The 20,887-nt window shown below is 65.4% G+C and carries 18 protein-coding genes; 7 read left to right on the forward strand and 11 right to left on the reverse strand.

The window, feature by feature from the left end; translation table 11 throughout:
• The first annotated feature begins 1 nt into the window (after position 1).
• The 7 genes from EG854_RS03895 (at position 2) to EG854_RS03925 (ending at position 6,939) form a co-directional block, all read left to right on the forward strand.
• Positions 2 to 1,279, forward strand: coding sequence for an Nramp family divalent metal transporter (locus EG854_RS03895; protein ID WP_183211061.1), 1,278 nt, complete (start codon positions 2 to 4; stop codon positions 1,277 to 1,279).
• 82 nt (positions 1,280 to 1,361) lie between these two features.
• Positions 1,362 to 2,318: an ACP S-malonyltransferase gene (gene fabD / locus EG854_RS03900; RefSeq protein ID WP_123286416.1), complete on the forward strand. Its 957-nt coding sequence runs from the start codon at positions 1,362 to 1,364 to the stop codon at positions 2,316 to 2,318.
• A 79-nt stretch (positions 2,319 to 2,397) separates the two neighbouring features.
• Positions 2,398 to 3,138: a 3-oxoacyl-[acyl-carrier-protein] reductase gene (gene fabG, locus EG854_RS03905; protein ID WP_123286417.1), complete on the forward strand. Its 741-nt coding sequence runs from the start codon at positions 2,398 to 2,400 to the stop codon at positions 3,136 to 3,138.
• Positions 3,139 to 3,319: 181 nt separating this feature from the next.
• Positions 3,320 to 3,559: an acyl carrier protein gene (locus tag EG854_RS03910; protein WP_092312098.1), complete on the forward strand. Its 240-nt coding sequence runs from the start codon at positions 3,320 to 3,322 to the stop codon at positions 3,557 to 3,559.
• A 107-nt stretch (positions 3,560 to 3,666) separates the two neighbouring features.
• The gene (gene fabF, locus EG854_RS03915; protein ID WP_123286418.1) at positions 3,667 to 4,947 is read left to right on the forward strand and encodes a beta-ketoacyl-ACP synthase II; all 1,281 of its coding nucleotides are present in this window, start codon (positions 3,667 to 3,669) and stop codon (positions 4,945 to 4,947) included.
• A 1-nt stretch (position 4,948) separates the two neighbouring features.
• A complete protein-coding gene (gene mltG, locus EG854_RS03920) occupies positions 4,949 to 6,055 on the forward strand; it encodes an endolytic transglycosylase MltG (protein ID WP_123286419.1) in 1,107 nt (368 codons plus the stop codon).
• Complete coding sequence (locus EG854_RS03925) at positions 6,052 to 6,939, forward strand: YicC/YloC family endoribonuclease (RefSeq protein ID WP_123286420.1); 888 nt, start codon at positions 6,052 to 6,054, stop codon at positions 6,937 to 6,939. The genes mltG and EG854_RS03925 overlap by 4 nt, the downstream gene beginning before the upstream one ends.
• Before the next feature lie 274 nt (positions 6,940 to 7,213).
• Here the strand turns inward: EG854_RS03925 and hemN are convergent, their stop codons facing one another.
• Genes hemN through EG854_RS13215 form a run of 11 tightly spaced genes read right to left on the reverse strand, consistent with a single transcriptional unit; the run spans position 7,214 to position 20,875 of the window.
• Complete coding sequence (gene hemN, locus EG854_RS03930; protein WP_123286421.1) at positions 7,214 to 8,572, reverse strand: oxygen-independent coproporphyrinogen III oxidase; 1,359 nt, start codon at positions 8,570 to 8,572, stop codon at positions 7,214 to 7,216.
• Positions 8,569 to 9,150, reverse strand: a complete 582-nt coding sequence (gene mobA, locus EG854_RS03935) for a molybdenum cofactor guanylyltransferase (RefSeq protein ID WP_123286422.1) — start codon at positions 9,148 to 9,150, stop codon at positions 8,569 to 8,571. Before mobA ends, hemN begins: the two co-directional genes overlap by 4 nt.
• A complete protein-coding gene (locus EG854_RS03940) occupies positions 9,151 to 9,846 on the reverse strand; it encodes a carbonic anhydrase (protein WP_123286423.1) in 696 nt (231 codons plus the stop codon).
• Entirely contained in the window at positions 9,843 to 10,403 is a 561-nt protein-coding gene (locus tag EG854_RS03945) for a hemerythrin domain-containing protein (RefSeq protein ID WP_123286424.1), read from the reverse strand. Before EG854_RS03945 ends, EG854_RS03940 begins: the two co-directional genes overlap by 4 nt.
• Positions 10,404 to 10,433: 30 nt before the next feature.
• A complete protein-coding gene (locus tag EG854_RS03950; protein WP_123286425.1) occupies positions 10,434 to 11,660 on the reverse strand; it encodes a hypothetical protein in 1,227 nt (408 codons plus the stop codon).
• Between the two features lies 1 nt (position 11,661).
• The gene (locus tag EG854_RS03955) at positions 11,662 to 12,774 is read right to left on the reverse strand and encodes a peptidylprolyl isomerase (RefSeq protein ID WP_123286426.1); all 1,113 of its coding nucleotides are present in this window, start codon (positions 12,772 to 12,774) and stop codon (positions 11,662 to 11,664) included.
• On the reverse strand, positions 12,771 to 13,490 hold the full coding sequence (gene narI, locus EG854_RS03960) for a respiratory nitrate reductase subunit gamma (protein WP_123286427.1): 720 nt from the start codon (positions 13,488 to 13,490) through the stop codon (positions 12,771 to 12,773). Before narI ends, EG854_RS03955 begins: the two co-directional genes overlap by 4 nt.
• An 11-nt stretch (positions 13,491 to 13,501) precedes the next feature.
• Entirely contained in the window at positions 13,502 to 14,212 is a 711-nt protein-coding gene (narJ, locus tag EG854_RS03965; protein WP_123286428.1) for a nitrate reductase molybdenum cofactor assembly chaperone, read from the reverse strand.
• A 2-nt stretch (positions 14,213 to 14,214) separates the two neighbouring features.
• Positions 14,215 to 15,741 carry a nitrate reductase subunit beta gene (gene narH / locus EG854_RS03970; protein WP_123286429.1) on the reverse strand — a complete coding sequence of 509 codons (1,527 nt, stop codon included), beginning with the start codon at positions 15,739 to 15,741 and terminating at the stop codon, positions 14,215 to 14,217.
• Positions 15,738 to 19,469 carry a nitrate reductase subunit alpha gene (locus EG854_RS03975; RefSeq protein ID WP_123286430.1) on the reverse strand — a complete coding sequence of 1,244 codons (3,732 nt, stop codon included), beginning with the start codon at positions 19,467 to 19,469 and terminating at the stop codon, positions 15,738 to 15,740. Before EG854_RS03975 ends, narH begins: the two co-directional genes overlap by 4 nt.
• A 2-nt stretch (positions 19,470 to 19,471) precedes the next feature.
• Positions 19,472 to 20,875 carry an MFS transporter gene (locus EG854_RS13215; protein WP_123286431.1) on the reverse strand — a complete coding sequence of 468 codons (1,404 nt, stop codon included), beginning with the start codon at positions 20,873 to 20,875 and terminating at the stop codon, positions 19,472 to 19,474.
• Positions 20,876 to 20,887: the final 12 nt, after the last annotated feature.

A 20,887-nucleotide genomic window follows, 5' to 3' on the forward strand; every position in this document is an offset into this window, starting at 1 on the left:
CGTGGCGCCGCCGCTGGTCAAGCCCCGCCTGTCGCTGGTCGGGCCGGGGATTGTTGTCGCCGCGACGGGGATTGGCGCCGGGGATCTGCTGGCGACCCTGATCGCCGGGGGACGGTTCGGCTATCTGTTGCTGTGGGCGGCGCTGCTGGGCACCCTGCTGAAGATCGCGCTGGCCGAGGGCGTCGGGCGCTGGACGCTGGCATCGGGGCGGACCCTTTTTGACGGCTGGGCAAGACTGCCGGGGCCGGGCGTCAAGGTGCCGGGCGGCGGGACGCTGAACTGGGCCGGCCTCTATTTCGGCATCTATGCGATCATCTGGGGCTTTGTGTACGGGGCCAGCGCCATGACGGCGACGGGCCTGCCGCTGACGGCGCTGTTCCCGGTGCTGGACCTCAAGACCTGGGGGATGATCACGGGCGTGATCGGTTTGATCCTCGTCTGGCTGGGCAGCTATGGACTGTTCGAGAAGATCATGACCGGGCTGGTCGCCATCATGTTCGTCACCGTCGTCGGTCTGGCGATACTGGTGACACCGGACCTGCCGCGCCTGATCACCGGGGTGTGGCCGACGCTGCCCGAGGGGTCGGGGTTCTATACGCTGGGCCTGATCGGCGGCGTGGGGGGCACGATCACCATGGCGGCCTATGGCTATTGGCTGACGGCCAAGGGCTGGAAGGGCCCCGAGTTCATGCCGGTCATGCGTTGGGACAACCGTATCGCCTACGGCATGACGGGCGTCTTCGTGGTCGCCATGCTGATCGTCGGCGCCGAGCTGTTGCACGCGGCGGGCATTGCCCTGGCCAGCGGGGATCGGGGTCTGTTGAACCTGTCGGATGTGCTGCGCGAGCGCTTCGGCCAGCCGATCGCCATCCTGTTCCTCGTGGGCTTTCTGGCGACCACCTTCTCCAGCCTGATCGGGGTGTGGCAGGGGGTCAGTCTGATGGTCACCGACTTTGTCGCGCACGCCGCGGGCCGGGTCGGCGATCCGGCGATGACGGGGTCGAAATCACCGGCGTTTCGCGCCTATCTGCTGTGGCTGACCTTTCCGCCGATGGCCCTGTTGTTCATCGACCGGCCGTTCGGGCTGATCGTGGCCTATGGCGTGCTGGGCAGCCTGTTCATGCCGTTTCTGGCGGGGACGCTGGTGTGGCTGCTGAACGGGCGCGACCAGCCGGCGGAATGGCGCAGCGGCTGGCTGTCGAACGCCTCTCTGGTGCTGGCGGCCCTGCTGTTCGCGGTGCTGGCGGGGCAGCAGCTGTATGAGATCATCGCCGGCTGAGGACCCGGCTGACTTGCCGTCGCGGCAGGCTTGGCCTACCCCTGCGGCCCGCAGAATCAACGAAACGACGGACGTTTTTGACATGACCCTCGCCTTCCTTTTTCCCGGACAGGGCAGCCAGGCCGTCGGCATGGGCGGCAGTCTGGCCGGGGCCTTTGCCAGCGCGAGAGAGGTGTTCGACGAGGTCGATGAGGCGCTGGGCCAACGCCTGTCGATGCTGATGCGAGAGGGGCCCGAGGACCAGCTGACCCTGACCGAAAATGCCCAGCCGGCGCTGATGGCGGTGTCGGTGGCGGTCGCCCGGGTGCTGAAGGTCGAGTTCGGGATCGATATGTCGAAGGCAGGCTATGTCGCGGGCCATTCGCTGGGTGAATATTCGGCCCTGTGCGCGGCAGGCGCGATCAGCCTGGCGGACACGGCTCGCCTGTTGAAGCTGCGCGGTCAGGCGATGCAGCGCGCCGTGCCGGTCGGCAAGGGGGCCATGGCCTCGCTGATCGGGCCGAAGACGGATCTGGCGCTGGCCGAGGCGGCTGCGGCCGCGGGGTCTGAGGTCGGCGTCTGCGTCGTCGCCAATGACAACAATGCCGGCAATATCGTGATTTCGGGCGACAAGGCCGCGGTCGATCGCGCCATCGAAAAGGCCAAGGAACTGGGCGCGCGCGCTATCCCGCTGAACGTGTCGGCGCCGTTCCACTGTCCGCTGATGCAGTCGGCCGCCGATGAGATGGCCGACGCCTTGGCCGATGCCAAGATCGTCGCCCCGGTCGTGCCGGTGGTCGCCAATGTTACCGCGCGCCCCGAGACCGACCCCGAAGCGATCCGCCGCCTGCTGGTCGAACAGGTCACCGGCCGGGTGCGCTGGCGTGAGTCGATGGAGTGGATGGCCACTGAGGGTGGCGTGACCCGCTTTGCCGAGATCGGCTCGGGCAAGGTGCTGACCGGCATGGCCAAACGCATCGCCCCCGACGCCGAAAGCCTGGCGCTGAACGCCCCCGAGGATCTGGACGCGTTCGCGAAGTCAGTGACGAGTGGCGAGTGACGAGTGGCGAGCCTTTTTGCAACGCCGCCTTGTTCCCTCGCCACACGCCACTAATCACTCGCCACTTGGAGAGATATTGATGTTCAACCTTTCAGGAAAAACCGCCCTCGTGACCGGCGCCACGGGCGGCATTGGCGGGGCCATTGCCCGGGCGCTGCATGCCCAGGGCGCGACCGTGGTGCTGTCGGGCACGCGCGAGGGCGTGCTGCAGGATCTGGCCAAGGAGCTGGGCGAGCGCGCCTTTGCCGCCGCCGCCAATCTGTCCGATGCGGAGAGTGTTGACGGGCTGGTGGCGCGGGCCGAGGAGGCCGCAGGTAGCCCGCTTGATATCCTGGTCGCCAATGCGGGCATCACCAGGGACGGCCTGCTGATGCGGATGAAGGACGAGGACTTTTCCGACGTCATCAAGGTCAATCTGGAGAGCTATTTCCGCCTGTCGCGCGCGGCCATGAAGGGCATGATGAAGCGCCGCTCGGGCCGGATCATCGGGGTGACCTCGGTGGTCGGGGTGACCGGCAATCCGGGCCAGACCAACTATGCCGCGTCCAAAGCCGGCATGATCGGCTTTTCCAAGTCGCTGGCGCAGGAGGTCGGCTCGCGCGGGATCACGGTCAACTGTATCGCACCGGGCTTTATCGCCAGCCCGATGACCGATGTGCTGAACGACCAGCAGCGCGAGACCATCCTCAAGAACATTCCCGCCGGGCGGCTGGGCACGGGCGACGAAATCGCCGCCGCCGCCGTCTATCTGGCCTCGGACGAGGGGGCCTATGTCACCGGCCAGACCCTGCATGTGAACGGCGGGATGGCGATGATCTGAGCCCACAGGTTCGGCATCAAACCCCGTAACCGCCCCTTCCCCCTGCGAGCGACTGTGCTAAAGGGCAGGGGCACACGGCGGCGGCGAGTCTGGTTCAGGCTTGCGCCGGCGACTTCGCCGTCATACGGCAGGCATGTAAGACAACTGCCGCACCCTGCGGCTTATCAAGGCAGAGACACCCATGTCCGATACTCTGGAACGCGTCCGCAAGATCGTCATCGACCACCTGGACGCTGATCCCGACAAGGTCACTGAAAAGGCCAGCTTCATTGACGACCTGGGCGCCGACTCGCTCGACAACGTCGAGCTGGTCATGGCCTTCGAGGAAGAATTCGACATCGAGATCCCGGATGATGCCGCCGAGCACATCCAGACGGTCGGCGATGCGGTGAAGTTCATCGACGAGAAACTGGCGGGCTGATGCCCGGCTGAAACCGGCCCGATGGCCGCCGCGGTGTGCCCCTAGCGGGCCCGCCCGGCGGCCATTAGTGTTTGTGGCCAAAGCTGAATCGATAAGGAGCCGCCAAGATGCGTCGTGTCGTGGTGACGGGACTGGGCCTTCTGACCCCTCTGGGGACGGGCGTCGAGCATAACTGGACGGGTATTCTGGCGGGTCGGTCCGGCATTCGCCCGATCACCGCCTTTGATACCGAGGGCTGGGGCTGCACCATCGCCGGTGAATTGCCGAGTATCGACGGTCGCGGCGGCGGCAAGCCGGGTGACCCCGGCGTCTTCGATCCCGACAGCATCATGTCGCCCAAGGAGCGCAAGCGCGTCGACAACTTCATCCTGTACGGCATTGCCGCCGCGGATGAGGCCTTGGCCGATGCCGGCTGGACGCCCGAGAGCGACCACGACCGCGAGCGCACCGGCGTGGTGATGGGGTCGGGCATCGGCGGGCTGGGCCCGATTGCCGAGACTTCGCTGGAGCTGCAGGAAAAGGGGCCGCGCCGGGTCAGCCCGTTCTTTATCCCGTCGTCGCTGATCAATCTGGCGTCGGGACAGATCTCGATCCGGCATGGGCTGAAAGGTCCGAATCACGCCGTGGTCACGGCCTGTGCCTCGGGCGTGCACGCCATTGGTGACGCAGCGCGGATGATTGCGCTGGACGATGCCGATGTGATGGTGGCGGGCGGGGCGGAAAGCTCGATCGTGCCGATCGGCATTGCGGGTTTCCTGGCCTGCAAGGCGCTGTGCACCGACTTCAACGACACGCCGGAGAAGGCCAGCCGTCCGTATGACAAGGACCACGCGGGCTTTGTCATGGGCGAGGGCGCCGGGGTCGTGGTGCTGGAAGAGTATGAGCACGCCAAGGCGCGCGGCGCGAAAATCTATGCCGAGGTGGTCGGCTACGGCATGAGCGGCGATGCCTATCACATCACGGCGCCGTCCGAGGACGGCGACGGGGCCTATCGCGCCATGGCGGCGGCGGTGAAGCGGGCCGGGATACAGCCAGGCGACATCGACTATGTGAACGCGCACGGCACCTCGACCATGGCCGACTGGATCGAGCTGGGCGCGGTCGAGCGGCTGGTGGGAAATGCGGCCTCGACGGTCGCCATGTCCTCGACCAAGTCGATGACCGGCCACCTGCTGGGCGCGGCCGGGGCCATTGAAGCGGTGTTCACCGTGCTGGCCATCCGCGACCAGATTGCGCCGCCGACCATCAATCTGGACAATCCCGAGCGGGAAACCGCCATCGATCTGGTCCCGCACACGGCTAAGCCGATGAAGATCGATGTGGCCATGTCGAACAGCTTTGGCTTTGGCGGCACCAATGCCAGCCTGATCCTGAAGAAGGTCGACTAGAGTGGCGGGCAAGGGTGCTCCGTCCGACTCGAAACGTCCGCTGGGGGCGGCCCTGCTGGCGGCGTCCGCGACCTTCAGCCTGTTCCTGATCGGGGCGCTGGTCTGGGGCTGGAGCGTCTTCTACGCGCCCGGGCCCGAGGCGCGTCAGGGGGATACGACCATCGTCGTGCTGCCCAGCGGGGCGGGGGTGTCGGCCATCGGGGCGTCGCTGAAGCAGGCCGGGGTGATCCGCTCGACCGACATGTTCAAGGCGGCCGTGACCCTGACCGGATCGGACCGCAAGCTGCGCGCGGGCGAGTATGAGGTGCCGTCGGGGGCGTCGCTACGCTCGGTCATCAGCCTGCTGGTCGATGGGCGGGTGGTGCGCCATTACGTGACCCTGCCTGAGGGTTGGTCGTCGGCCCAGGCCTTCGACATCCTGATGGCCGAGGACATTCTGACCGGCGAGATCGAAATCCCGGAGGAGGGCACCCTGTGGCCCGATACCTATGAGGTCACGCGGGGTGAAAGCCGGGCCTCGGTCATCGCCCGCATGCAGCGTGCCCACGACCGGAACCTGGCCGAGCTGTGGGTCCAGCGCAGCCCCAACACGGTGGTCAGCAGTCCGGACGAGGCCGTGATCCTGGCCTCCATCGTCGAAAAGGAAACCGCCGTGGCCGAGGAACGGCCCATGGTGGCGTCGGTGTTCTCGAACCGGATCCGGCTGGGCATGCGGCTGGAGAGCGATCCGACCATCATCTATGGCATCACCCAGGGGCGACCGCTGGGCCGGGGGATCCGCCGCTCGGAGCTGGATCGGCAGACCCGGTGGAACACCTATCAGATCGACGGCCTGCCGCCGACGCCGATTGCCAATCCCGGGCGGGAGGCGATTGCCGCTGTGCTGAACCCGCCGCGATCAGATGCGCTGTTCTTTGTGGCGGACGGGACGGGCGGGCACGCCTTTGCCTCGACCTATGCCGAGCACCAGCAGAATGTCGCGCGCTGGCGGGCCATCGAGCGCCAGCAGCAGGGTCTACCGCCTGTCGAGGTGCCGCTGCAGGACGAGCTGGCCCCCGAGACCGGCGCCGAGATCACCATACTGCCGCGTGGGGCAACACCCGAATGACCGGCACACTGTCCGGCATGACCGGCTTTGGCCGGGCGGATGGGGCGCTGGGCGGTTGGGTCTGGACGGTCGAGGCGCGCTCGGTCAACGGGCGAGGGCTGGAGGTCCGGTTCCGGGGCCCGCCCGGGCTGGACGGACTCGAGCGTCTGACCAAGGCGCGGGCCCAGGCCCTGATGAACCGGGGACAGGTGACGGTCGGGGTGCAGGCGCGGCGCGAGGCCAATCCGGCCAGCGAGATCGCCGTCGATCAGGCGCTGCTGGACCGCTATCTGGCCCTGTCTCTGGAGTTGGTCGAGCGGGGGGCCGAGCGTCCGCGCGCCGATGGCCTGCTGGTCCTGCGCGGCGTGCTGGACCGGCCGGAGGAGGCCGATAGCGAGGAGCAGAAGTCCGCGCTGGAGACCGCCATCGGCGCCAGTATCGATGAGGCGCTGATGACGCTGGTGGAGGCGCGCCACGACGAGGGCCGTCAGCTGGCCGCGTTGATCGAGGGCTTCCTCGACCAGATCACGGCGGGCGTCGATCAGGCCGAGACCGAGGCCGCAGCCCAGACCGAGGCGGTGCGGGAGCGGTTCACCCGGCGCATGGCGGAGCTGGCGCCGGACACGCCCGGCCTTGAGGACAAGATTGTCGTGGAGGCGGCGGCGCTGGCCGCGCGCGCCGATGTGCGCGAGGAGCTGGACCGGCTGCGGGCCCATCTGGACAGTGGTCGTCAGCTGTTGGGCCAGCCCCCGGCCGGACGGAAGCTGGACTTTCTGATGCAGGAGTTCATGCGCGAGGCCAACACCATGTGCTCCAAATCGGCCACGGTGGAGTTGACTCGCGTCGGTCTGGCGTTGAAGGCCACGATCGATCAGTTGCGTGAACAGGTTCAGAATGTCGAATAATCAACCTCCCTGTTCATAACGGTCCGTTGGTGTACCGCAATGCCATGAATTACATGGTGTTATAAAAAAAATTGTCCTTGGGTGTATTTATCTGTGCCTGGCTGAACCGCTCATATGTGAGGGCTCATGTGTGGGTTTGGGGGCTGGGCAAAGCCAAGTCGTGATCCCATAATTTTGCCTGACGACCGACACGGGGCCGGCCCCTGAAGGTGACCTGCCCCCTTCCTGATCCCTCGGTTTGAGTGAGAGTCCATCACACAGCGGGACTGAACACCTAGATGGCCAGACTATGTCTCCTCGATGGTGATGGTGACTGGTCATCAAAGCAGGCTGCGACCACCCGAACCAGCCGCGACGCTTTTCCCGAAACCTGGATCTGTCGACCGGAAACAGTACAAAGTCCATCCGCTTCGAGGGCACGGGCCAGGTCCAGGCCCTCGTCGAGGGCGCCCTCTGCACGTCCGTGCTCCACACATACGGATCCGAGGTCCACTTCGAGATGGCACATCAGCCTTTCGATGACGGCTGCCCGCAGCCGGTCCTCTGCCGTCGTTGCCAGCTGGCGGAGGACGGGGAGTTCGCCGCGATCAATGGCCGACGCCCAGTGATCCACGCGCGATGCATTTTGGCAAAAGCCTTGCGGGAAGGCGCTGATCGCTGAAGGACCGAGACCGATCAGAACGTCGGCCGGGTCGTCGGTATAGCCCTGGAAATTGCGGCGCAGGCCGCCATTGGCCAGCTGCGCCGCCATCGGGTCGTCGGGGCGGGCGAAATGGTCCATACCGATCCGGACGTAGCGATGGTCGAGGAGCACGGCCTCGGCAGCTTCAGCCTGACTCCACCGTCCGGCGACATCGGCCAGATCGTCCTCGCGGATCATGGCCTGGTGCTTTTTCATCCACGGGACATGAGCATATCCGAACAGGGCAACCCGGTCCGGAGCCAATGAGAGAGCGGCAGTCAGACTGGCCGCGACATTGTCCGGGGTCTGGCCCGGGAGGCCGTACATCATGTCGAAATTGATGGCTTCCACGCCACCGCCACGAATGTCGGCGACGGCCGCCTCGACCCGCTCGAAAGGCTGGACACGGTTGACCAGCCGCTGGACCGTGGGGTCAAAAGTCTGGACGCCCAGACTGGCCCGGGTAACGCCCGCAGCGCCCAAACCGCGGGCGAAGTCCGGGTCGAGATGTCCGGGGTCGAGTTCAACTGCCACCTCGGCGTGAGGCCGCAGGGTGAGCTTCTGGGAAATGGAGCCAAGCAGGCGAGAAAAATCGTCGCGGGAAAGCGAGTTGGGACTGCCGCCGCCGAAGTGGATATGGGCGGCACCGGCGTGCGCTGGCAGAGCATCGACCCACAGGTCCAGCTCGCGCGCGAGGGGGTCCAGAAAGGCGGCGATGCGGTCGTAGCCGTTGGGAACGCTGGTGTGGCAGCCGCAGTACCAGCAAAGCCGTTCGCAGAACGGAATATGGACGTAGACGGAGAGGGCGTCGGTTGGCTGGATGGCGTCCAGCCACCCTCGCATCAGGGTGTCGTCGGACGCCGGCCGGAAGGCAAGGGCGGTGGGATAGCTCGTGTAGCGCGGCAGGCTGCGCGACGCATGAGCCAGCAGGGGTTCGGCCAGCGCCGTCATCTCAGCGCCGCCTCGGCTGCGGCGAGGTCCTCAGCCGTGTTGATGTTGATGAAAGGATCTCCCTCCTCGACGGGCCAGTCCACAGCGACGCAACCGACGGCTTCCGCCAGTCCGCGGAGGGACAGCTGCCCCGCGCCCGCCCGCTGCACCAGTGTGGGCACAACGGCTGTGCGCCACAGGGCGCAGATGGGATGCAGTCGTCCGTCACTGGCGGCGAGGGCGACGTCGACATCCGGCGCAAGAGCCTGCTCAAGTCGGGCAAGCAGATCGGCTGGCAGGAAGGGCATGTCACAGGGCAGCGTCAGGACCCGGTCGGCTCCGGCCTCCGCGGCCCAGTTCAAGGCCGAAAGCAGGCCGGCCAGCGGTCCATCGATCCCGGGTTCGTCGAGCACCACGGTTCCTGCGAACCCTTCAACCTGCTGGGGGCTGCGCGCGACCATGATGCAGGGCGCGGCCGTGTCGTTCACGCGGGTGAGGGCGTGATCCAGCAGGCGGGCTCCAGCCAGGAGCCGACGTGGCTTGTCTCCCCCGATCCGCCGGCCAGCTCCGCCCGCAAGGATTGCAACGACCGTACCCATTCAGCGTGCCTCGGGGCGCCGGGGGACTCGCGGGCGTGAGGCCGTGCGGCTACTGGAGCCCCGTCGGGGAGACGGGAGCGGTGTGGCCAGACGCGCGGCGGCGTCCGCGTCACAGACCGTCGTCTCAAGGTCTCGTACCAGGCCGTCGCGAATGGAATAGATCCAGCCGTGAATCGACAACGACTGACCCCGACGCCAGGCGTCGACAACGAAGGGATTGCGGGAGAGGGATCGAACCTGTGCCAGGACGTTCTTTTCGCAGATGAAGTTGACCCGGGTTTCAGGATCGCGGATGGCGTCGAGATCGGCATCGTGGTCTTCACACAGACGCTGGACGCGCTGCATCCAGTGATCGAGAATCCCGTGGCGGCGACCGTCCAGCACGGCACGAACGCCACCGCAACCATAGTGGCCGCAGACAATGATATGCCGCACCTTCAGCGTCTCGAGCGCGAACTGGAGCACCGCCAGCAGGTTCATGTCCTGAGCGGGCGCGAGATTGGCGACATTGCGATGGACGAACAGTTCGCCGGGTTGAAGGCCGACGATTTCGTTGGCGGGAACCCGGCTGTCAGAACAGCCGATCCACAGATAGTCCGGCGCCTGTTGTTCCGAGAGCCGGCGAAAATATTCCGGATCGAGCCGGGTCCGGGTGGCCGCCCAGTCCAGATTGTTGCGCAGCAGGGCCTCGATCACGACGTCGCTTCCTCGCCTTGGGGATCCAGCAGGAGGCCGCGGCGCGCGGCCAGCCGGATACTCAGCGACCTCAGATCCGCGGCAGTCAGACGAAGACGGGCGATCGGAAGGACGACGGCGTTCTCAAGAGCGATATGGCGGCGCTCATGCAGGGCGAAGTCCGTGAAAACGCGTCGGCTTTCGCGATCCTGACCGGGCGCACGACCATCGGCCAAGGCACGCTCGAGCGAGTCTATGAGGGCGCGGGCCCTGTTCAGGTCATCATGGTGCTGGGCTGACAGCGCGCCGAGGACGGAGTCCAGTTCATCGGCGGCTTGGCACCGCCGACGCAGGAGCGGAAACAGGTCATCCTCCTCGTCGATGACGTGCAGCGGCATGTCGTGGCGCAAGAAGGTGAGGATCTCGTGAGCTTCGTCGGTCAGCAGGACGGTCGCGGTGCCCACCCGCTCGATCAAATGGCACAGCTGCCGGTGGCGGTAGTGCTCGGCGAACAGCCAGTTCAGCGGCTCATGCACCAACTCCGGAGGCAGCGGCTCTATCAGGGGGACCTGGTTCATCGATCATGCGCTCCGTGCCGCCGCATCCACCTAGAACCGGTAATCGAATGCGACCCAGACCTTGTCGCGGTCCGGGAACGCGGCCAGGGCGCCGTCGAAATGCGCACCCTTGAACTCGACCGCCCAGTGGTCGTCGAGCACCAACCGGGCGGACAGATCCAGTTCGCTGCCGTAGCGAGCGGAGCCTTCAACTTCATGCAACTCCCGCCACGCGGCCGTCAGGACGCCGCTGCGCCCGATGGGCGGATGGGCGACTGCGTAGCTGACCGTGGCAGAGACGTCGCGCAAACCGTCCCTCGGCGTCGTCAGGAACACGTCAGCCCAACCCTGGAAGGCATGCAGGGTCGCCAATGGGGTCTGGAATGCCTGGCTTCCGTTGCCGTCCAGGTGCTCGAGCGCCAATGTCCCTGTGACGGGACCGCGCTTCAGTCCCGCCGAGACCAGGACATAGTCAAGGTCGAACCGGGCCGGATTGGCTCCGTACTCCGATTGCCGGGCGTATTCCACGGCGTATAGAGCCGACCAGCCGGACGAGAGGGGACGACTTCCCTCCAGTCGCGCACCCCACGTCGCCGAGGACTGGGCCGGAGCGTTGTCGAAATCCAGCAGATAGCCATAGGCCGTTACCTTGCCTGCCGGGCTCGCGGTCTCGACATTGATCAGGTGACTGTCCGAGCGCCATTCGCCCACGGGGCTGTCGTCGCCGAAGACCCTGTGAACCCGATCGACCCAGGCCCAGGTGACAGTGAGCGGCTCAAATGCCCGGGTCGTCACCTTGATCGCGTCAAAGGTCTGTTCGTTCTGGCGGAAGCCAACATTGCCCACGAAGCGAGCATTTCCCAGCACAATGCGCTGTCGCCCGAGCACCACTTCGGTGTCCGGCAGGCCGGTCCAGGTCACCTGCAGCCGGTTCAGCTCGAACGCTTCGGGGTCGGCCACCACAGGATAGGTCGAGGGGCCGTGGATAGTGTCATTGTAGTCAGCAACCAGGGCGACAACGGCCTCCCCCTCCATCAGAAAGCGGAAGCCGGACCGCTTCGGGCTCTCCCAGCCGAGGCGGGCGCGCAGGGTGGCTGCCGTGGCGTCATCGAATCCGTCCTGCCGAACGCCTTCGTAACGCAGGCGACTTTCGAACAGGAACCCACCCGCCGGTGACGGGGCGGCGACCGGGGGCAAGGCCGAAGACTGTGCATAGGCCGGGGATGAGGCCGCGCCCACCAATAGGGCCAGCAAGGCAGCGCGGCGAAAGGACGACATGTCAGTGTCTCCGGATCAGGGTGAAGGTCTTCGTCGGCGCGACCAGTTTCGATTTCAGGATCGCCCTGACGCAGGCCAGAGCCGGGTCGTCCGAGCCTTGGGCTGCCGAAATCAGGCGCGTCCAGCCCTGGTCGTCGGCGCTCTGGATGAAGCCGGCAATTTCGTTCTGGACGAACTCGGCCAGACTGACGCCCGCCGCAGCAGCGGTCTGCCGGGCCTGCGCGGCCAAGGCAGGTTCAGCTTCGTCGAGCCAGACTTCCAGACGGGCAGCCACGGCAGACTGGTCGCGTAGCAGGTCACCCAGGGACAGGGCGCCGGCCGCAAGCCTGCCGTCTTCCGTGACGCTTAGAGCGACGCCGCAATCGCGGGCCTCGGCCGCCAGGCCGGAGACGTAGCGGGCCGCAGCCGCGGTCCAGGCCCGGCTCTCCAGATGCAGGGCGATGCGAGGCAGGACATGTTCGAAAGGCAGCCGGCGGCCTTCGATCCGGCGCTCAAGGCGTAGCACATGCCAACCGAAACGGGATCGTACCGGCTCGGAGGCGGTTTCCCCGTCCTGTAGCTGGCCGAGCCCGGCCTCGACCTCGACGGCGAGATCGCCCGGCGAGAGCTGCCCCAAGGAGCCGCCGACGCCCTTGGACGGGCAGTCCGAAAGGGCCTTGGCCATCTCGGAAAAGCTGTGCGGATCAGCTGCCAGCTTTGTGATGGCGGCCTCGGCCGAGCTGCGCGCCGCCGTCCACGCGGCTTCAGTCTGGTCCTTGGGCGCGAACAGGATGTGGGACGCCTGGGTCAGCGGCGGCGTGCGGAACCGCTCTGGTGAGCTGTCGTAGACCCTCCGGCATTCGGCCTCGCCGGGGCGCTCCACCTCGATTTCCGCCTCAAGTACAGCCCTGACCAGGGCTTCTTCCGACGTTTCCTCGCGGCCGTCCTCGTCTATCTCCGGCCGCGGCGTCAGACCGAGCTGGTCGGCCCGGTCCAGCAGCAAGGCCTTGATGGCGAGGGCATGTGCGGCCGCCATTCGTGCAGCTTCGGGGGTCGCGGCGGGATGGTTCTGGGCCTCTTCGGCGACCAGACGTTCCGGGAGTGCAACCCCATCGATGACCATGACGGCGCTCATCGCGGCAGATCCCCGGAGCGACGAGAGACTGGCATCTGACGCTTGCTGCGAACAAGCTGCCAGCCGCGGCGGTTCAGGTACCAGACCGGTGCGGAGAGCATGTGAACCAGCCGTGTGAACGGAAAGATCAGCAGGATGGTCAAGCCGAGGGTCAGGTGCGCCTTGAAGATCCAGTGAACGTCAGCGACGAAGCTGGCGCTCTGGGGGTTGAGGGTGAAGATCCCCTGGGCCCAGGACATGAATTTGATCATCTCGTGGCCATCGCGGTGGCCGAGGGAGAGAGGAATGGTGGCGAGCCCGATGCAGAGCTGGGTCAGCAGGATCGCCAGGATCGCGGTGTCGCCGAAGCTGGACGTCTGGCGTATCCGGGCGTCAAAGAGGCGTCGGTGAAGCAGCAGAAGACCTCCCACGAGGCAGAAGGCCCCGGCGAGGCCGCCGGCGACGATCGCCAGCATCTGTTTGAAGCCGTGGCTGACCCCCAGAAAGTCCCACACGGCGATCGGCGTCAGCAGGCCCACGAAATGCCCGGCGAAAATGGCAAGGATGCCCACGTGAAAGAGGATGGAACCCAGAACGAGCTGCTTGCGCCGGAGAAGTTGGGATGAGCCCGTGCGCCATGTGTACTGCTCGCGGTCGAAGCGCAGGACCGATCCGATCACCAGGACCGCAAGGGCTATGTAGGGGTAGACGCCGAAGGCGATGAAATTCAGGTCCATAGTCTCGATCCTCAGGCAGCCGCGCCGGCGCGGCGGCTTTTGTCGGGGGCAGGGGCAGCATTCATGGCGGACAGCATGGAGTCGGCCTTCGGACACCCTTCGTCGGAGGGGCCGAACGTGACGGCGGTCTCTTCCCAGGCCTTGTCGAGCGCCTCCAGGTCGTCGGGGTCGTCGTCCGGCTCCTGCATCAGGGCAGCGACAGCATCCGAGTCCGGCACGGCTCCGGTCATGGCTGTAAGCGCGCCGAACACGGCCCGGTAGGGGCTCTCACGCTTGTGGAGCCGCTCGGTCAGGGCGGCGAGGACATGCGCCCCTTCGCCCAGCAGTGAGGCCGCCTCGTCGTTGGGCAGGGTGGACAGGAAATCCAGGAATACCGGCAGATGATCCGGCAGCTCGTTGGCCGTCAGTTCCAGCCCGTAAGAGCGGTAGAGCTCGACGAGGGCTGCCATCGCCTGTCCGCGGTCCCGGCTTTCGCCGTGAATGTGTTCGTACAGGTTGAGCGACAGGGATCGGGTCCGGTCGAACAGATGAACAAAGCCCTCCTGGAGGTCGAAGAGGTCCTCGTGTTCCAGCTTGCGGGCCAGCTTCTCCAGAGCTCCGACGATCGGCGCGGGGATCATGCCCTCCGAGCGGATGGTCGCCATGATTGACGACGCGGACGCCTGGATGTCCGCAGTCGGATAGCTGAGAAGAAGCGCAAGTGCGCGATAGGTCAAAGCCATGGTCAGGCCACCTCTGCTGTCGGTTTGGCGCGAGAGCGTTTGTCAGGGCCGAACAAGCCCAATTCGGTGCGTCCGCCGGAACAACCATTGCCAAAGGTGAAGCCGCAGTTCCCTCGCAGATCGTAGGCGTCCTCAACCGTCTCCCGGTGAGTGGAGGGGATCACGAATCGATCCTCGTAATCGGCGATGGCCATGATCCGGTACATGTCGTCGATCTGGGCTGCGGTGAGACCTACGGTGTCCGCCAGTCCGTGATCGATGCGGCCATCGACCGTTCTGGCGCGCATATAGGCCCGCATCGCCAGCATTCGCCGCAGCCCGAGCGTCACGGGCTCCTCGACCCCTGCGGTCAAAAGGTTGGCGAGATATCTGACGGGAATACGGAGCGAGTCGACGTCCGGCATCTCTCCGTCCATTTCGAGGGCGCCGACGGCGGCGGCGTTCTGGATCGGCGACAGCGGCGGAACGTACCAGACCATCGGCAGGGTCCGGTATTCGGGGTGCAGCGGGAAGGCGACCTTCCAGTCGATCGCCATCTTGTACACCGGACTGCGACGTGCCCCCTCCAGCCAGGCTTCGGGCACGCCGTCGGCGCGGGCCTGGGCGATGACGGCCGGATCGTGAGGGTCAAGGAAGATGTCGAGCTGGGCCTGGTAGAGATCCTTCTCGTCCGGCGTCGAGGCAGCCGCCTCGATCCGGTCTGCGTCGTAGAGCAGCACGCCGAGATAGCGGATGCGACCCACGCAGGTCTCGGAACAGACGGTCGGTTGGCCCACTTCGATGCGCGGGAAGCAGAAGGTGCATTTCTCGGATTTGCCCGAGTCCCAGTTGTAATAGATCTTCTTGTACGGGCAGGCCGACACACACATCCGCCAGCCCCGGCACTTGTCCTGGTCGATGAGGACGATGCCGTCCTCCTCGCGCTTGTAGATGGCGCCGGACGGGCAGGCCGCCACGCAGGTCGGGTTGAGGCAGTGCTCGCACAGCCTCGGCAGATACATCATGAAGGTGTTTTCGAACTGGCCGTAGATCTCGTTCTGGATGCCTTCGAAATTGGCGTCCTGGGATCGCTTGGCGAATTCGCCGCCGAGGATTTCCTCCCAGTTCGGCCCCCATTCGATCTTCTCCATCCGCTTGCCGGTGATCTGCGATCGCGGCCGGGCGGTGGGGAAGTGCTTCATCTCCGGCGCTGTCTGGAGATGCCCGTAGTCGAAGTCGAACGGCTCGTAGTAGTCGTCGATCTCGGGCAGGTCGGGGTTGGCGAAGATCTTGGCCAGGATGCGCCATTTGGCGCCCATGCGCGGCTCGATCTTGCCGTTGGCCTTGCGCCGCCAGCCGCCGTTCCACTTCTTCTGGTTCTCCCACTCCTTGGGATAGCCGATGCCCGGCTTGGTCTCGACGTTGTTGAACCAGGCGTATTCCACGCCCTTGCGGCTGGTCCAGACGTTCTTGCAGGTCACCGAACAGGTGTGACAGCCGATGCATTTGTCGAGGTTCAGCACCATGCCGATCTGTGCGCGGACTTTCATTGGCCAAACTCCTTGGACTCGAGCGGCTCATCCAGCCAGTCGACCTTCGTCATTTTGCGCAGGACGATGAACTCGTCCCGGTTGGATCCCACGGTGCCGTAGTAGTTGAAGCCGTAGGACAGCTGGGCGTAACCGCCGATCATGTGGGTCGGCTTGAGCACGGTGCGGGTCACCGAGTTGTGGATGCCGCCGCGCCGGCCGGTGATCTGCGATCCCGGCGTGTTCACGATCTTCTCCTGGGCGTGGTACATGAAGGTGGTGCCTTCACGGATCCGCTGGGAGACCACGGCCCGGGCTGTCAGGGCCCCGTTGGCGTTGAAGACCTCGATCCAGTCGTTGTCGACGATTCCGGCCTTGCGGGCGTCCGTCTCCGATATCCACACCACCGGGCCGCCGCGGTTGAGCGTCAGCATCAGCAGATTGTCGGAATAGGTGGAGTGGATGCCCCACTTCTGGTGCGGGGTGATGAAGTTGAGGACGATCTCGGTCTCGCCGTTGGGCTTGAGACCCTTCACGTGGGTGGTTTTTAGGTCGATCGGCGGCTTGTAGACGCACAGCGCCTCGCCAAAGGCCCGCATCCACAGGTGATCCTGATAAAGTTGCTGCCGGCCGGTGAGCGTCCGCCAGGGGATCAGCTCATGCACATTGGTGTAACCGGCGTTGTAGCACACTGTCTCGCTCTCAATGCCCGACCAGATGGGCGATGAGATGATCTTGCGAGGCTGGGCGAGAAGATCGCGGAAGCGGATCTTCTCGTCCTCCTTGGGCAGGGCCAGATGGGTGTGCTCTCGCCCGGTTTGCTTCTCGAGGGCTGCCCAGGCCTTGACTGCGACCTCGCCATTGGTCTCCGGCGCTAGCATGAGGATGGTCTCGCAGGCGTCGATCGAGCTCTCGATCCGGGGCATGCCTTCCGTCAGGCCCTGGTCGAGCACGGCGCCGTTCAGGGCGCGCAGTTCATCCACCTCATGGCCGGTGTTCCAGCCCAGGCCCTTGCCGCCATTGCCGACATTGGCAAGGAGGGGGCCCAGCGCCGTGAACTGCTTGTAGAGGTTGGGATAGTCGCGCTCAACGATGGTGATCTGAGGCATGGTCTTGCCCGGGATCGCTTCGCACTCGTCCAGATACCAGTCCTTGACCTCGATGGGCTGGGCCATCTCGCCCGGACTGTCGTGCTGGATCGGCGTCAGGACGACATCCTTCTCAACCCCCAGCACTTCGGGCGCGACGGCGGAGAATTTCTTCGCGATCGCCTTGAAGATTTCCCAGTCGGACTTCGACTCCCACGCCGGATCCACAGCCTCGGACAGCGGGTGAATGAATGGGTGCATGTCAGAGGTGTTGAGGTCGTTCTTCTCATACCATGTGGCCGTCGGCAGAACGATGTCGGAGTAGACGGCGGTCGTCGACATGCGGAAGTCGAGGGTCACCAGCAGGTCGAGTTTTCCCTCCGGTGCCTCGTCATGCCAGACCACGTCGACAGGCTTCACCTGACCGGCCTCACCCAGATCCTTGCCCTGGACGCCGTGGGAGGCACCGAGCAGGTGTTTGAGGAAATATTCGTGGCCCTTGCCGGAGGAGCCCAGCAGGTTCGAGCGCCAGATGAACATGTTGCGCGGCCAGTTGGCCGGATCATCGGGGTCCATGCAGGACAACTGGATCGAGCGGTCCTTCAGCCGGTCCACGGTGTAGGCCTTCGGGTCGACGCCGGCCCTTTCAGCGGCCTTGGCGATGTCGAGGGAGTTGGTCTTCAGCGCCGGGGTGGATGGCAGCCAGCCCATCCGTTCCGCCCTGACGTTGAAATCGATCATTGACGCCTTCCACGGCCCATCGGGCGCGGTCGGCGACAGCAGTTCGTCGATGCCCACGGTCTCGTAGCGCCACTGGTCGGAGTGGGCGTAGAAGAAGGAGGTGGAGTTCTGCTGGCGCGGCGGACGGACCCAGTCGGTGGCAAAGGCCAGGGGCGCCCAGCCCGTCTGCGGCCTCAGCTTCTCCTGGCCGACATAGTGGGCCCAGCCGCCGCCGGATTGGCCCACGCAGCCGCACATCACCAGCATGTTGATGACGCCGCGGTAATTCATGTCCATGTGGAACCAGTGGTTCATCGCCGCGCCGATGATCACCATCGACTTGCCGTTGGTCTTCTCGGCATTGGTGGCAAAGCCGCGGGCGGTGGCGATGATCTGGTCGCGCGGGACCGAGGTAATGGCCTCGGCCCAGGCCGGGGAGTACGGCTGCAGGTCGTCGAACGACTCCGGCATGCAATCGCCGCCGAACCCTTGATCCACGCCGTAGTTGGAGAGGAACAGGTCGTAGACGCAGGCGACAAGCGCCTCACCGTCCTTCAGCTTGACGCGTCTGACCGGAACATTGCGGGTCAGGACATCGGGGTGGTCGGTGGATGCGAAGCCGTTGCTGGCGGTGTTGGCGAAATAGGGGAATCGGACGCCGGCGACCTCGTCATGCGCGTCCTTTAGGCCAAGCTTCAGCGTGGTCTCGCGCCCTTTGGCGTCGCGTTCCTCTAGGTTCCAGCGGCCGTCCTCGCCCCAGCGGAAGCCGATCGAGCCGTTGGGCACGACGATCTCGCCGGTGGCCTCGTCGATCGCGACCGTTTTCCAGTCGGGATTGTTGGCCTGTTCAAGATCGCCGACGAAGTCCGAGGCGCGCACCAGCCGTTCCGGAACATAGCCGCCGTCCTGGGGCACCAGGCGGACCAGCATCGGCAGGTCGCTGTACTGGCGCAGGTAGTCGCGGAAGTACGGCACCTGTCTGTCGACGTGATATTCCTTGAGAATGACGTGCCCGAAGGCCATGGCGAGGGCCGCGTCGGTGCCCTGTTTGACGGGCAACCACAGGTCCGAGAATTTCGAGGCCTCGGAATAGTCGGGGCAGATGACCACCGACTTGGCGCCGCGGTAGCGGGCCTCGGTGTAGAAGTGAGCGTCCGGGGTGCGGGTCTGCGGAACGTTCGAGCCCCACAGCAGCATGAAGCTGGAATTGTACCAGTCGGCGCTCTCGGCCACATCGGTCTGCTCGCCCCAGGTCTGCGGCGAGGCGGGGGGCAGGTCGCAGTACCAGTCATAGAAGGAGCCGGTGACTCCGCCCAGAAGCTGCAGGTAGCGGGCGCCGGCAGCATAGGAGATCATCGACATGGCCGGGATGGGCGAGAAGCCGAACACGCGGTCCGGGCCCCAACGTTTGACCGTATGGGCGTTGGCTGCGGCGATGATCTCGGTGATTTCTTCCCAGTCGGCCCGCACGAAGCCGCCTGCGCCGCGCATGCTGGTGTAGGATTTGCGCGCCGCCGGATCGTTCTGGATCGAGGCCCAGGCCGCGACCGGTTCCATGGTCTCGCGTGCCTTGCGCCACACGCGCAGCAGCCGTGACCGCACCAGCGGATATTTCACCCGGTTGGCCGAATAGAGGTACCAGCTGTAGCTGGCGCCACGCGCGCAGCCCCGCGGCTCATGGTTGGGCAGGCCGGGTCGGGTCCGCGGATAGTCCGTCTGCTGGGTTTCCCAGGTGACGATCCCGCCCTTGACGTAGATCTTCCAGGAGCATGACCCCGTGCAGTTCACGCCGTGGGTCGAACGCACGATCTTGTCGTGGCGCCAGCGGCTCCGATAGGCCTCCTCCCAGCTCCGGTCTTCGTCGTTCATGACGCCGTGGCGGTCTGAGAACAGTTCGGTCTTGCGCGTAAAAAAGGCGAGACGGTCGAGGGTATGGCTCATGGTCAGGCCGCCGGTTCGTTGGTTGTCGGGGGGGAATGCAGAATCGAGCGTTTCCGGGCGTAGAAGACCCAGTTCACGATCGCGCAGCTCAGGTAGAAGGCGAGGAAGGCGTACAGGGCGGTCTCGGGCCCGCCGGTGGCGCGCATGGAGTCACCGAAGGCCATGGGGATGAAGAAGCCGCCATAGGCGCCGACGGCCGAGGAGAAGCCGATGATGGCGGCCGCCTCCATCTCGGACGCCTTGAGACGCAGTGCGGCCGTGGCCATCGGCATTAGCCGCAGCATGTCGATCCGGACGATTGCGGGGATCATCTGGAAGGTCGAGGCATTGCCCACCCCGGTCCAGAAGAACAGCCAGAGGAAGGCGGCGAAGAACAGGATGAACGACGGTTCAGCGCCGAAGCCGCCCACACTGTAGAGCACAGCCAGTACGCCGACCATCAGGGCGCCGAAGACGATCTGGGTGACATTTTCTCCGCCCCAGCGGTCAGACACCCATCCGGTGAGGGCGCGCGAGGCCGCCCCGACCAGCGGTCCGAGGAAGGCGAACTGCAGCGCGTTCACTTCCGGAAACAGGGTCTTGGTCAGCAGGGGGAAGGCGGCCGAGAAGCCGATGAAGGAACCGAAGGTGCCAACATAAAGCCAGCACATCAGCCAGTTGTGCTTGCGCTTGAAGATCACGGACTGCGCCGCGAAAGAAGCCTTGGCCGAGCTGAGGTCGTTCATGCCGAACCAGGCAGCGGCGGCAGATGCCAGAAGGAAGGGAATCCAGACGAAGCCGGCGTTCTGAAGCCACATCTGGCTCTCGACGCCCTTGTCGACGGCGATCTGGGGCGCTCCGACGACGGGCGCGAACAGGCCAAGTGTGATGACCACCGGCACGAGGAACTGCATGACGCTGACGCCGAGGTTGCCGAACCCGGCGTTGATGGCGAGCGCATTGCCCTTTTCCGCCTTGGGGAAGAAGAAGGCCATGTTCGACATCGATGATGCAAAGTTTCCACCGCCCAGTCCGCAAAGCAGGGCCAGGGTGACGAACACCCAGTAGGGCGTGTCGGGGTTCTGGACCGCGAGACCGATGCCCAGCGCCGGAACGACCAAGGACAGGGTCGACAGAGCCGTCCATCGACGGCCGCCGAAAATCGGCACCATGAAGCTGTAGAAAATGCGGAGTGTCGCACCCGAGAGGGCCGGAAGGGCAGTCAGCCAGAACAGCTGATCGGTGGTGAACTGGAATCCGATCAGACCGAGCTTGGCCACCACCATGGACCAGACCATCGACACCGAGAAGGCCAGGAGGAGGTTGGGCACCGAAATCCAGAGATTACGGCGGGCGATCGCCTTGCCGGTCGTGGACCAGAATTCTGGGTCTTCGGGACGCCAGTCAGTAAGGATGGAGCGAGACATCCGCGCCTTTCT

The sequence above is a fragment of the Brevundimonas halotolerans genome, assembly GCF_003730275.1.
Classification (GTDB): Bacteria; Pseudomonadota; Alphaproteobacteria; order Caulobacterales; family Caulobacteraceae; genus Brevundimonas; species Brevundimonas halotolerans.

Coding starts and splice junctions, on each gene's coding strand:
- mobA (WP_123286422.1), bottom strand. CDS start 9,150: ATGGGTACGGTCGTTGCAATCCTTGCGGGCGGAGCTGGCCGGCGGATC.
- fabG (WP_123286417.1), top strand. CDS start 2,398: ATGTTCAACCTTTCAGGAAAAACCGCCCTCGTGACCGGCGCCACGGGC.
- EG854_RS03975 (WP_123286430.1), bottom strand. CDS start 19,469: ATGAGCCATACCCTCGACCGTCTCGCCTTTTTTACGCGCAAGACCGAA.
- narI (WP_123286427.1), bottom strand. CDS start 13,490: ATGGACCTGAATTTCATCGCCTTCGGCGTCTACCCCTACATAGCCCTT.
- EG854_RS03945 (WP_123286424.1), bottom strand. CDS start 10,403: ATGAACCAGGTCCCCCTGATAGAGCCGCTGCCTCCGGAGTTGGTGCAT.
- hemN (WP_123286421.1), bottom strand. CDS start 8,572: ATGACGGCGCTGGCCGAACCCCTGCTGGCTCATGCGTCGCGCAGCCTG.
- EG854_RS03910 (WP_092312098.1), top strand. CDS start 3,320: ATGTCCGATACTCTGGAACGCGTCCGCAAGATCGTCATCGACCACCTG.
- fabD (WP_123286416.1), top strand. CDS start 1,362: ATGACCCTCGCCTTCCTTTTTCCCGGACAGGGCAGCCAGGCCGTCGGC.
- EG854_RS13215 (WP_123286431.1), bottom strand. CDS start 20,875: ATGTCTCGCTCCATCCTTACTGACTGGCGTCCCGAAGACCCAGAATTC.
- narJ (WP_123286428.1), bottom strand. CDS start 14,212: ATGGCTTTGACCTATCGCGCACTTGCGCTTCTTCTCAGCTATCCGACT.
- EG854_RS03955 (WP_123286426.1), bottom strand. CDS start 12,774: ATGAGCGCCGTCATGGTCATCGATGGGGTTGCACTCCCGGAACGTCTG.
- EG854_RS03925 (WP_123286420.1), top strand. CDS start 6,052: ATGACCGGCACACTGTCCGGCATGACCGGCTTTGGCCGGGCGGATGGG.
- EG854_RS03950 (WP_123286425.1), bottom strand. CDS start 11,660: ATGTCGTCCTTTCGCCGCGCTGCCTTGCTGGCCCTATTGGTGGGCGCG.
- fabF (WP_123286418.1), top strand. CDS start 3,667: ATGCGTCGTGTCGTGGTGACGGGACTGGGCCTTCTGACCCCTCTGGGG.
- narH (WP_123286429.1), bottom strand. CDS start 15,741: ATGAAAGTCCGCGCACAGATCGGCATGGTGCTGAACCTCGACAAATGC.